The sequence below is a fragment of the Agrobacterium sp. fls2-241-TYG-188a genome (assembly GCF_030209845.1).
Genome location: NZ_JARVRD010000002.1, coordinates 1,482,011 through 1,492,510, shown reverse-complemented (window position 1 = coordinate 1,492,510; position 10,500 = coordinate 1,482,011). Strand labels below are relative to the sequence as shown.

The following is a 10,500-nucleotide window of genomic DNA, read 5'->3' as shown; positions in this document are numbered from 1 at the left end:
TTACCGTTGCTGTTGAGCTGATCGTTCCAATCGCGATGGAAGAAAAGCTGCGCTTCGCTATCCGCGAAGGCGGCCGTACCGTCGGCGCTGGCATCGTTGCCTCGATCGTCGAGTAATGTTGGCTGACGGTGCCTCGGCATCGTCGCAGACAACGCCGGGCAATATCCCGGCGGGATAATTCTGGACAATGGCGGTGTGAAAAGCACCGCCATTGGACGTTTGAGAAAAAGCGTCATGGCGTTGCACTTTTAGTGCTTGAAAAATGCAGTGAAAGCGCGTAAACGCGCACTCACAGTTAGATGCCGGATTCGCAAGTCATTGCGCGGTTCGGCGGTTCAGCAATACAGACTACCGAAATGATTGGGGTGCGCCTAAGCACTCCTCTTGATTTTTGAAAATCTGCGGCGCCACGATCAACTAGGTTCATGTATTTCCGCGTGCGGAAATCAATAACAAAGAACAAGGACAAGACGAATGAACGGCCAGAATATCCGTATCCGCCTCAAGGCGTTTGATCACCGGATCCTCGATGCCTCTACCCGTGAAATCGTGTCGACCGCCAAGCGCACCGGCGCCAGCGTTCGCGGCCCGGTTCCGCTGCCTACCCGCATCGAAAAGTTTACTGTCAACCGCTCTCCCCACGTTGACAAGAAGAGCCGTGAGCAGTTCGAAATGCGGACGCACAAGCGTCTTCTCGATATCGTTGACCCAACCCCGCAGACTGTCGATGCCCTTATGAAGCTCGACCTCGCTGCTGGCGTTGACGTGGAAATCAAGCTCTAAGACCTCGGCCTGACCTTGCGAAAGTAAGGGCCGATATAACAAGGAAGGTACGTGGAGTAATCCAACGTCTTCCAATCCGGAGACCGGAAACATCGTGAGATGTCGAAGGGAACTCCTTAACAAAGGCCAGAGAGGGTTTTCCCTTCAAGGCTCGCAAGAGGATTGAACCAATGCGTTCAGGTGTGATTGCACAGAAAGTGGGTATGACCCGCGTCTATAACGACGCCGGGGAGCATATCCCAGTAACAGTATTGCGTTTGGACAACCTTCAGGTTGTTTCACAGCGCACGGAAGACAAGAATGGCTACACCGCAGTTCAGCTCGGTGCAGGCCAGTCCAAGGTCAAGAACACGTCGAAGGCGCTCCGCGGTCATTTCGCTGCCGCCAGCGTCGAGCCGAAAGCAAAGCTCGTCGAGTTCCGGGTTTCCCCCGAGAACCTCATCGACGTCGGTGCAACACTGACCGCAGATCATTTCCAGGCAGGCCAGCTGGTAGACGTTACCGGCACCACGATCGGTAAGGGCTTCGCCGGTTCCATGAAGCGCCACAACTTCGGTGGTGGTCGCGCTTCGCATGGTAACTCGATCTCGCACCGTGCACATGGTTCGACTGGTTCGAACCAGGATCCGGGCAAGGTCTGGAAGGGCAAGCGCATGGCCGGTCACATGGGCCAGACACGCGTCACCACCCAGAACCTGGAAGTGGTCTCGACCGATGAAGGTCGTGGTCTGATCCTCGTGAAGGGCGCCGTTCCCGGTTCCAAGGGTTCCTGGATCATCGTCCGCGACGCCGTTAAGTCGGCAGCGAAGTAAGGGAGCCTCAGCAATGGAATTGAACGTCAAAACCCTCGAGGGAAAAGACGCCGGCAAGGTATCCCTGTCGGACGAAATTTTCGGCCTCGACCCACGCCAGGATATCCTGGCCCGCATGGTTCGTTACCAGCTCGCCAAGAAGCAGCAGGGAACGCACAAGTCCAAGAACCGTTCGGAAGTTTCCCGCACGGGTGCAAAGATGTACAAGCAGAAGGGTACGGGCCGCGCTCGTCACCATTCGGCTCGCGCACCGCAGTTCCGCGGCGGCGGCAAGGCTCATGGCCCAGTCGTTCGCAGCCACGCTCATGACCTTCCAAAGAAGGTTCGTGCGCTTGCTCTGCGTCACGCACTCTCTGCAAAGCTCAAGGCAGAAGACCTGATCATCGTCGATCAGCTCGTTGCCAGCGATGCAAAGACAAAGGCTCTGCTGGGCAATTTTGCTACGCTTGGCCTGACCAACGCTCTCGTTATCGGTGGCGCTGAACTTGATGGCAACTTCAAGCTCGCAGCTCAGAACATTCCAAACGTGGACGTTCTGCCGATTCAGGGCATCAATGTTTACGACATCCTGCGCCGTGGCAAGCTGGTGCTTTCCAAGGCTGCTGTAGAGGCTCTGGAGGAGCGGTTCAAATGACGGATCTTCGCCACTACGATGTGATCGTATCTCCTTCGATCACGGAAAAGTCGACGCTGGTATCCGAACAGAACCAGGTCGTATTCAACGTCGCCAAGGACGCTTCGAAGCCTGAAATCAAGGCTGCAATCGAAGCACTCTTCGGCGTCAAGGTCACGGCAGTGAACACGCTTATCCGTAAGGGTAAGACCCGTCGTTTCCGTGGGTTCGCCGGTAAGCGTAAGGACGTCAAGAAAGCCGTCGTCACGCTCGCCGAAGGTCAATCCATCGACGTGTCCACCGGACTCTAAAGGTTAGGCCCAAGCGGGCAAAGACCCAAAAGGGAACAAGTAAAATGGCATTGAAAAGTTTCAATCCGACCACGCCAAGCCAGCGTCAGCTGGTTATCGTGGACCGCGCTTCGCTCTACAAGGGCAAGCCGGTAAAGGCTCTTACAGAGGGCCTCAGCTCGAAGGGTGGCCGTAACAACCAGGGCCGGATCACCGTTCGTTTTCAGGGCGGCGGTCACAAGCGGACCTACCGTCTGGTTGACTTCAAGCGTCGTAAGTTCGACGTTGAAGGTACGGTCGAGCGTCTGGAATATGACCCTAACCGCACCGCATTCATCGCGCTCGTGACATACACGGACGGAGAACAGGCTTACATTCTCGCGCCACAGCGTCTCGCTGCTGGTGACAAGGTGATCGCCTCCGACAAGGCAGTGGACGTGAAGCCAGGCAACACAATGCCGCTTCAGTACATTCCAGTCGGCTCGATCATCCACAACGTCGAGATGAAGCCGGGCAAGGGCGGTCAGATCGCTCGCTCCGCCGGTACCTATGTTCAGCTCGTTGGCCGCGATGCCGGGATGGCGATCCTTCGCTTGAACTCCGGTGAGCAGCGTCTGGTTCATGGCTCCTGCCTTGCATCCATCGGCGCTGTCTCTAACGCCGATCATGGCAACATCAACGACGGTAAAGCCGGTCGTTCGCGCTGGCGCGGTAAGCGTCCACACGTTCGCGGCGTCGTGATGAACCCGGTTGACCACCCTCACGGTGGTGGTGAAGGTCGCACGTCGGGTGGTCGCCACCCGGTTACCCCTTGGGGTAAGCCTACCAAGGGCAAGCGCACCCGCTCGAACAAGTCGACCGACAAGTTCATCATGCGTTCGCGCCATCAGCGCAAGAAGTAAGAGAGGAAGTCTCAAGTGGCTCGTTCAGTATGGAAAGGTCCGTTTGTTGACGGCTATCTTCTCACTAAGGCTGAGAAGGTGCGCGAAGGCGGACGCAATGAAGTGATCAAGATCTGGAGCCGTCGCTCCACGATCCTGCCGCAGTTCGTTGGTCTGACATTCGGCGTCTACAACGGCAGCAAGCATGTGCCCGTCTCGGTCAACGAAGACATGGTCGGACACAAGTTCGGTGAATTCTCTCCGACCCGGACCTATTACGGTCATGGTGCGGACAAGAAGGCAAAGAGGAAGTAATCATGGCGAAGGCTAAGACCGAACGCCGGCTGAAGGACAATGAGGCTCAGGCCATTGCCCGTACGCTCCGCGTCAGCCCCCAGAAACTGAACCTGGTTGCCGCTCTTATCCGTGGCAAGAAGGTTGATCGCGCTCTCGCCGAGCTCGAGTTCTCCCGCAAGCGTATCGCTTCCACCGTCAAGAAGACGCTGGAATCGGCTATTGCGAACGCCGAAAACAACCATGACCTCGACGTCGACGCTCTTGTCGTCGCCGAGGCCTATGTCGGCAAGTCCATCACCATGAAGCGTTTCCACGCTCGTGGCCGTGGTCGTGCATCGCGTATCGAAAAGCCGTTCTCTCACTTGACGATCGTTGTTCGTGAAGTGGAAGAAAAAGGGGAGGCCGCATAATGGGTCAGAAAATTAATCCAATCGGCTTCCGCCTCGGCATTAACCGTACGTGGGACAGCCGCTGGTATGCGGACACTGCCGAATACGGCAAGCTGCTGCACGAAGACCTTGCTATCCGCGCTTACCTGATCAAGGAATTGAAGCAGGCTGGCATCGCTAAGGTTATCATCGAGCGTCCGCACAAGAAGTGCCGCGTGACCATTCACTCGGCTCGTCCGGGTCTGATCATCGGCAAGAAGGGTGCAGACATCGAGAAGCTTCGCAAGAAGATTTCCGAGATGACTGCTTCTGAAACGCACCTCAACATCGTTGAAGTGCGCAAGCCTGAAATCGACGCAACGCTTGTTGCACAGTCGATCGCTCAGCAGCTTGAGCGCCGCGTGGCATTCCGCCGTGCAATGAAGCGCGCTGTTCAGTCCGCACTGCGTCTTGGCGCCGAAGGCATCAAGATCACCTGCGGTGGCCGTCTTGGCGGCGCTGAAATCGCTCGTACCGAATGGTACCGCGAAGGTCGCGTTCCTTTGCATACCCTGCGTGCGGACATCGATTACGGTACGGCTGAAGCCGAAACCGCATTCGGCATCTGCGGCATCAAGGTCTGGATCTTCAAGGGCGAAATCCTTGAGCACGATCCGATGGCTTCGGAGCGTCGTGCGCTCGAAGGCGATGCACAGGGTCCGGCAAGCCGCGAGCGCGGCGATCGTGGCGACCGTCGCCGCGAAAACGCTTGATTGACGCTGGCGAAAGATAAGCTCGGAGAAGTTAGAAAATGTTGCAGCCAAAGCGTACTAAGTACCGTAAGCAGTTTAAGGGTCGCATCAAGGGTGTGGCCAAGGGCGGCTTTGACCTGGCATTCGGTGAATTCGGCTTGAAGTCGCAGGAACCGAACCGCGTGAACGCGCGCGAGATCGAGGCGGCCCGCCGCGCGATCACGCGTTACATGAAGCGCGCTGGTCGTGTGTGGATCCGCGTATTCCCAGACACTCCGGTTACGGCGAAGCCGACCGAAGTCCGTATGGGTAAGGGCAAGGGTTCTGTTGAATACTGGGCATGCAAGGTCAAGCCCGGTCGTATGATGTTCGAGATCGACGGTGTTTCCGAGGAGATCGCCCGCGAGGCGCTCCGTCTCGGCGCTGCCAAGCTCTCGGTTAAGACGCGCTTCGTTCAGCGCATCGCAGAGTAAGGAGCAGGCACCATGAAAGCCGAAGACGTTCGCGGCCTCAGCGCCGATCAGCTCAAGGACAAGCTCGCCGACCTGAAGAAGGAGCAGTTCAACCTGCGCTTCCAGAAGGCAACCGGCCAGTTGGAAAAGTCCTCGCGCATCGACGAAGTTCGTAAGGACATCGCCCGCGTGAAAACCATTGCCCGCCAGAAGGCGGCAGAAGCCAAGGCCTAAAGGAAGAATAATATGCCTAAACGCATTCTGCAGGGCGTCGTTGTGTCCGACAAGAACGAGAAGACTGTCGTAGTCCGTGTCGAGCGCCGATTCGCTCACCCGCTGCTTCAGAAGACCGTTCGCCGTTCGAAGAAGTACAAGGCGCACGACGAAAACAACCAATACAAGATCGGCGATGTCGTTTCCATCGAGGAATGCGCACCGATTTCCAAGGATAAGCGCTGGACGGTCGTTTCCGCCCAGGCATAATTTCAACTGATTTTCGCGCAGCACTTGCTATATGCGCGAAAGTCTGTATGAAGCAGCGCAAGGACGCTCGTTCACGGGCGTTCTTTTGCTTTGATGCGCACGGAAGGTCCGTTAGGAAACCACCCTGTCACGATTATTCCGCGCGAAAACAGAGACATTCCATAAGCTGGAGCAGGGGGCGGTCTCATAGACTCGCCCAACCGGTCCGGTAACAACAAGAAGGCGACCTGACATGATTCAGATGCAAACAAACCTCGACGTGGCGGATAATTCCGGCGCACGTCGTGTCATGTGCATCAAGGTGCTGGGCGGCTCGAAGCGTAAGTATGCTTCCGTTGGCGACATTATCGTCGTTTCTATCAAGGAAGCCATTCCGCGCGGCCGCGTCAAAAAGGGCGACGTGATGAAGGCGGTCGTTGTTCGTACCGCCAAGGACATCCGCCGCGCTGACGGCAGCGTCATCCGTTTCGATAACAACGCAGCCGTTCTTATCGACAACAAGAAAGAGCCGATCGGCACCCGTATCTTCGGACCGGTTCCACGCGAACTTCGCGCTAAGAACCACATGAAGATCATCTCGCTGGCTCCAGAAGTACTGTAAGGAGCGATAGCGATGCAGAAGATCCGCAAAGGCGACAAGGTTGTCGTATTGACCGGTAAGGACAAGGGCCGTACCGGCGAAGTAAAACAGGTTTTGCCGAAAGAAGACCGGGCTATCGTGAGTGGCGTGAACATGGTGAAGCGTCACCAGCGCCAGACCCAGAGCCAGGAAGCCGGCATCATCAACAAGGAAGCTTCCTTGCACATTTCCAACCTCGCCATCGCCGATAAGGATGGCAAGCCAACTCGCGTTGGTTTCAAGGTTGTTGACGGCAAGAAGGTCCGCGTGGCCAAGCGTTCGGGAGAAGTGATCGATGGCTGAGTCCAAGTACGAGCCGCGTCTCAAGACTGAATACGTTTCCCGTATTCGTGGCGCAATGCAGGAGAAGTTCTCCTACGCCAACGTTATGATGATCCCCAAGCTGGACAAGATCGTCATCAACATGGGCGTTGGTGAGGCGACCGCTGATTCGAAGAAGCCAACGGTTGCTGCAGGCGATCTGGCTGCTATCGCAGGTCAGAAGCCGGTTGTAACCAAGGCTCGCAATTCCATCGCGGGCTTCAAGGTTCGCGAAGGCATGCCGATCGGTGCGAAGGTTACTCTTCGTGGCGCCCGCATGTACGAATTCCTTGATCGTCTGGTCAACATCGCGCTTCCGCGCGTTCGCGACTTCCGGGGCCTGAACCCCAAGAGCTTTGACGGCCGTGGCAACTTCGCCATGGGCATCAAGGAGCACATTGTGTTCCCTGAGATCAACTACGATAAGGTTGATCAGATGTGGGGCATGGACATCATCGTTTGCACGACGGCGACTTCGGACGACGAAGCACGGGCTCTTTTGACAGAGTTCAACTTCCCGTTCCGTCAATAACCGTAACGACGAGCGTAGAAAAGGAACTCCGATATGGCGAAAACAAGCGCAGTTGAAAAGAACAAGCGCCGCCGCAAGACAGTGGCCTCGCAGGCCGGCAAGCGTGCCGCCCTGAAGGCAATTGTCATGAACCAGTCCCTTCCGATCGAAGAGCGGTTCCAGGCAACTCTGAAGCTCGCTTCGCTGCCGCGTGACGGCTCGAAGACGCGTATCCGCAACCGCTGCGAAGTAACGGGCCGTCCGCGCGCGTTCTACCGCAAACTCGGAATGTCGCGTATTGCGCTTCGCGAGTTGGGCAACTCCGGCAAGGTGCCGGGTATTGTCAAGTCGAGCTGGTAAGGAGACGGGCACATGACAATGACTGATCCGTTGGGTGATATGCTCACCCGAATCCGCAATGGTGCTGCCCGTCGCAAGTCGTCGGTCAACACGCCAGCATCCAGCCTTCGCGCACGCGTTCTCGACGTGCTGCAGGCTGAAGGCTACATTCGCGGTTATTCCAAGGTCGATTTCGAGAACGGCAAGTCCGAGCTCACCATCGAACTGAAGTACTACGAAGGCGCGTCCGTGATCCGTGAGATCGGCCGCGTTTCCAAGCCGGGCCGCCGGGTTTATGTCTCGGTCAAGTCCATTCCGCAGGTCGCGAACGGCCTCGGCATTAGCATTCTTTCGACTCCGAAGGGTGTTATGGCCGATCATCAGGCTCGCGAACAGAACGTTGGTGGCGAGGTTCTTTGCTCGGTCTTCTAAGACTGAGCAGGGATCTCCTTAACGGACAGACAGGATAGAAATATGTCTCGTATCGGTAAAAAGCCCGTTCAGGTTCCTGCAGGTGTGACGGCCACTGTCGACGGCCAGAAGATTACTGCCAAGGGTCCTAAGGGTGAACTGTTCTTCGTCGCCAATGACGAAGTCCAGGTTAAACTGGAAGAAAACGCGGTTTCCGTAACGCCAGCCAACGACTCCAAGGAAGCTCGTTCCAAGTGGGGCATGTCCCGCACGATGGTCGAGAACATCTTCAAGGGTGTCAAGGACGGTTACGAACGCAAGCTCGAAATCAACGGCGTTGGTTATCGTGCGGCCATGCAGGGCAAGAACCTGCAGCTGGCACTCGGTTTCAGCCACGACGTGATTTACCAGACTCCGGAAGGCATCACCATTGCCGTTCCGAAGCCAACGGAAATCATTGTTTCGGGTATCAACAAGCAGCAGGTCGGTCAGGTTGCCGCGGAAATCCGCGAATACCGTGGTCCCGAGCCCTACAAGGGCAAAGGCGTCAAGTACGCTGAAGAACGGATCATCCGCAAAGAAGGCAAGAAGAAGTAAGGATCACGCGAAATGGCTAGCAGGAAAGAAGCACTTGCACGTCGCGCGAACCGCGTGCGCCGCCAGATCAAGGCGGTTGCCAACGGTCGCCCGCGCCTGTCGGTTCATCGCTCGTCGAAGAACATCTACGTTCAGGTCATCGATGATGTGGCTGGAAAGACCCTTGCGTCTGCCTCCACGCTCGAGGCTGATCTGCGCTCGTCCTTGAAGACGGGTGCGGACGTTGCAGCGGCTGCCGTTGTTGGCAAGCTCGTTGCAGAGCGCGCCAGCAAGGCTGGTATCAAGGATGTCGTATTCGACCGCGGCGCTTTCATCTACCACGGCCGCATCAAGGCTCTGGCTGAAGCAGCCCGCGAAGGCGGTCTGAACTTCTAATCATCATTTCCTGCCCGGGCCTTGTCCGGGCAGGTTTCACCGGACCATGCGGGTTTCAGAAATGAAGCCGATGGTCTTTTCGTTTGCCGTTCCACCCGTAAAAGAAAAAGGAAAAGGACAATGGCACAAGAAAAAAGAGGTTCTCGCGACGACCGCCAGAACCGTGAAGAGCGCGATAGCGAGTTCGTCGACAAGCTGGTCGCGATCAACCGCGTTGCCAAAGTTGTGAAGGGCGGCCGTCGTTTCGGTTTTGCTGCTCTCGTCGTTGTCGGCGACCAGAAGGGTCGCGTTGGCTTCGGTCACGGCAAGGCTCGTGAAGTTCCTGAAGCGATCCGCAAGGCAACTGAAAGCGCAAAGCGCGATCTGATTTTCGTTCCGCTTCGCGATGGCCGCACGCTGCATCACGATGTCAACGGTCGTCACGGCGCTGGCAAGGTTCTGCTGCGCTCGGCCAAGGCTGGTACCGGTATCATCGCTGGTGGTCCGATGCGCGCTGTTTTCGAAACGCTCGGCGTTCATGACGTTGTTGCAAAGTCGACCGGTTCCTCGAACCCATACAACATGGTTCGCGCAACTTTCGACGCTCTGAAGCACCAGGTTCATCCGAAGGACATCGCTGCACAGCGTGGTCTCAAGTATGCGACCCTTCAGTCCCGCCGCGCCGCTTCCGGCAACGCGACTGAAGAATAAGGAGCAGTATCATGGCCAAGAAGACTACTGAAGCCAAGACGACTGTTACGGTCGAACAGATCGGCAGCCCAATTCGCCGCCCTGCGGTTCAGCGCCAGACGCTGATCGGCCTGGGTCTCAACAAGATGCACCGTCAGCGCACTCTGGAAGACACTCCAGCTGTTCGCGGCATGATCCGTGCTGTCCAGCATCTCGTTCGCGTCGTAGACGAGAAGTGAGACGGAGGAAGTCATCATGAAACTCAATGAAATTAAAGACAACGAAGGCTCGACGAAGAACCGCATCCGCGTAGGTCGCGGTATCGGTTCCGGCAAGGGCAAGACCGGTGGTCGCGGCGTCAAGGGTCAGAAGGCTCGTTCGGGCGTTGCCATCAACGGCTTCGAAGGCGGCCAGATGCCAATCTACCGTCGTCTGCCAAAGCGCGGCTTCAACAACATCTTCGCATCTGAATTCGTCACCGTTTCTCTCGGTCGCGTTCAGGCCGCCATCGATGCTGGCAAGCTCGACGCCAAGGCAACGATCGACGCAGCAGCTCTGAAGGCCGCTGGCGTGATCCGTCGTCCGAAGGATGGCGTTCGTATCCTGGCTGACGGCGAGTTGACGACGAAGGTTTCCTTCGAAGTTGCTGGCGCTTCCAAGCCTGCTGTTGAAAAGATCGAGAAGTCTGGTGGTTCCATCAAGCTTCTGGTTGTTGCAGCCGAAGCCGCAGAGTAATATAAGATGACGAACGCCCGGGGTGTTTCACTCCGGGCTTTCATGTTCTACAGTCGCATAAGTTTTTGAATCCTAATCGATTAGAATGTCTTATGCGGATACTCTCAAGCAATGTGTGAATGTTGCGGGGAGAGCCTCACAGTTCCGAAGCATTCAGTTGAATGTGGAGCGAACGAACGAAAACAGGGTGAG

Annotated in this window: 22 protein-coding genes; all 22 read left to right on the top strand. The window is 56.7% G+C overall.

The genetic code is table 11. From position 1 onward, the window contains the following. Nucleotides 1–116 (top strand): EF-Tu C-terminal domain-related protein (locus tag QRN85_RS14055; RefSeq protein WP_502870783.1); only part of this gene is annotated, 116 nt, incomplete at its 5' end. 358 nt (nucleotides 117–474) lie between these two features. After that, a complete protein-coding gene (gene rpsJ / locus QRN85_RS14050) occupies nucleotides 475–783 on the top strand; it encodes a 30S ribosomal protein S10 (protein ID WP_003507767.1) in 309 nt (102 codons plus the stop codon). A gap of 170 nt (nucleotides 784–953) precedes the next feature. Continuing rightward, complete coding sequence (gene rplC, locus QRN85_RS14045) at nucleotides 954–1,595, top strand: 50S ribosomal protein L3 (RefSeq protein WP_112964912.1); 642 nt, start codon at nucleotides 954–956, stop codon at nucleotides 1,593–1,595. A gap of 13 nt (nucleotides 1,596–1,608) precedes the next feature. Further along, on the top strand, nucleotides 1,609–2,229 hold the full coding sequence (gene rplD / locus QRN85_RS14040; RefSeq protein WP_062451320.1) for a 50S ribosomal protein L4: 621 nt from the start codon (nucleotides 1,609–1,611) through the stop codon (nucleotides 2,227–2,229). Then, nucleotides 2,226–2,519, top strand: coding sequence for a 50S ribosomal protein L23 (locus tag QRN85_RS14035; protein ID WP_062589332.1), 294 nt, complete (start codon nucleotides 2,226–2,228; stop codon nucleotides 2,517–2,519). Before rplD ends, QRN85_RS14035 begins: the two co-directional genes overlap by 4 nt. 44 nt (nucleotides 2,520–2,563) lie before the next feature. Beyond that, complete coding sequence (rplB, locus tag QRN85_RS14030) at nucleotides 2,564–3,400, top strand: 50S ribosomal protein L2 (RefSeq protein WP_062589333.1); 837 nt, start codon at nucleotides 2,564–2,566, stop codon at nucleotides 3,398–3,400. Nucleotides 3,401–3,415: 15 nt separating this feature from the next. After that, nucleotides 3,416–3,694 (top strand): 30S ribosomal protein S19, encoded by a 279-nt coding sequence (gene rpsS / locus QRN85_RS14025; protein WP_045230774.1) that lies wholly within the window; start codon nucleotides 3,416–3,418, stop codon nucleotides 3,692–3,694. Between the two features lie 2 nt (nucleotides 3,695–3,696). Next, nucleotides 3,697–4,086 carry a 50S ribosomal protein L22 gene (gene rplV, locus QRN85_RS14020; RefSeq protein ID WP_037172087.1) on the top strand — a complete coding sequence of 130 codons (390 nt, stop codon included), beginning with the start codon at nucleotides 3,697–3,699 and terminating at the stop codon, nucleotides 4,084–4,086. After that, nucleotides 4,086–4,817: a 30S ribosomal protein S3 gene (gene rpsC, locus QRN85_RS14015; RefSeq protein WP_062589334.1), complete on the top strand. Its 732-nt coding sequence runs from the start codon at nucleotides 4,086–4,088 to the stop codon at nucleotides 4,815–4,817. The genes rplV and rpsC overlap by 1 nt, the downstream gene beginning before the upstream one ends. Before the next feature lie 38 nt (nucleotides 4,818–4,855). Beyond that, on the top strand, nucleotides 4,856–5,269 hold the full coding sequence (gene rplP / locus QRN85_RS14010) for a 50S ribosomal protein L16 (RefSeq protein WP_042618528.1): 414 nt from the start codon (nucleotides 4,856–4,858) through the stop codon (nucleotides 5,267–5,269). A gap of 12 nt (nucleotides 5,270–5,281) precedes the next feature. Beyond that, nucleotides 5,282–5,482 carry a 50S ribosomal protein L29 gene (rpmC, locus tag QRN85_RS14005; protein ID WP_042618527.1) on the top strand — a complete coding sequence of 67 codons (201 nt, stop codon included), beginning with the start codon at nucleotides 5,282–5,284 and terminating at the stop codon, nucleotides 5,480–5,482. Between the two features lie 12 nt (nucleotides 5,483–5,494). Next, nucleotides 5,495–5,731, top strand: a complete 237-nt coding sequence (rpsQ, locus tag QRN85_RS14000; protein WP_062451325.1) for a 30S ribosomal protein S17 — start codon at nucleotides 5,495–5,497, stop codon at nucleotides 5,729–5,731. Nucleotides 5,732–5,963: 232 nt separating this feature from the next. Next, nucleotides 5,964–6,332, top strand: coding sequence for a 50S ribosomal protein L14 (gene rplN / locus QRN85_RS13995; protein WP_003495199.1), 369 nt, complete (start codon nucleotides 5,964–5,966; stop codon nucleotides 6,330–6,332). A 12-nt stretch (nucleotides 6,333–6,344) separates the two neighbouring features. Further along, on the top strand, nucleotides 6,345–6,653 hold the full coding sequence (rplX, locus tag QRN85_RS13990; protein WP_062589335.1) for a 50S ribosomal protein L24: 309 nt from the start codon (nucleotides 6,345–6,347) through the stop codon (nucleotides 6,651–6,653). Further along, entirely contained in the window at nucleotides 6,646–7,203 is a 558-nt protein-coding gene (gene rplE, locus QRN85_RS13985) for a 50S ribosomal protein L5 (protein ID WP_062589336.1), read from the top strand. Before rplX ends, rplE begins: the two co-directional genes overlap by 8 nt. A 33-nt stretch (nucleotides 7,204–7,236) precedes the next feature. Then, complete coding sequence (gene rpsN, locus QRN85_RS13980; RefSeq protein ID WP_042618523.1) at nucleotides 7,237–7,542, top strand: 30S ribosomal protein S14; 306 nt, start codon at nucleotides 7,237–7,239, stop codon at nucleotides 7,540–7,542. Nucleotides 7,543–7,554: 12 nt separating this feature from the next. Next, nucleotides 7,555–7,953: a 30S ribosomal protein S8 gene (gene rpsH, locus QRN85_RS13975; protein WP_062589337.1), complete on the top strand. Its 399-nt coding sequence runs from the start codon at nucleotides 7,555–7,557 to the stop codon at nucleotides 7,951–7,953. A gap of 42 nt (nucleotides 7,954–7,995) precedes the next feature. Continuing rightward, nucleotides 7,996–8,529, top strand: a complete 534-nt coding sequence (rplF, locus tag QRN85_RS13970; protein WP_062589338.1) for a 50S ribosomal protein L6 — start codon at nucleotides 7,996–7,998, stop codon at nucleotides 8,527–8,529. A gap of 12 nt (nucleotides 8,530–8,541) precedes the next feature. Further along, the gene (rplR, locus tag QRN85_RS13965; RefSeq protein ID WP_062589339.1) at nucleotides 8,542–8,904 is read left to right on the top strand and encodes a 50S ribosomal protein L18; all 363 of its coding nucleotides are present in this window, start codon (nucleotides 8,542–8,544) and stop codon (nucleotides 8,902–8,904) included. 120 nt (nucleotides 8,905–9,024) lie between these two features. Next, entirely contained in the window at nucleotides 9,025–9,594 is a 570-nt protein-coding gene (rpsE, locus tag QRN85_RS13960; protein WP_062589340.1) for a 30S ribosomal protein S5, read from the top strand. A gap of 11 nt (nucleotides 9,595–9,605) precedes the next feature. Further along, nucleotides 9,606–9,812: a 50S ribosomal protein L30 gene (gene rpmD / locus QRN85_RS13955; RefSeq protein WP_045230765.1), complete on the top strand. Its 207-nt coding sequence runs from the start codon at nucleotides 9,606–9,608 to the stop codon at nucleotides 9,810–9,812. Nucleotides 9,813–9,828: 16 nt separating this feature from the next. Next, nucleotides 9,829–10,308, top strand: coding sequence for a 50S ribosomal protein L15 (gene rplO / locus QRN85_RS13950; RefSeq protein ID WP_062589341.1), 480 nt, complete (start codon nucleotides 9,829–9,831; stop codon nucleotides 10,306–10,308). The last annotated feature ends 192 nt before the right edge of the window (nucleotides 10,309–10,500 follow it).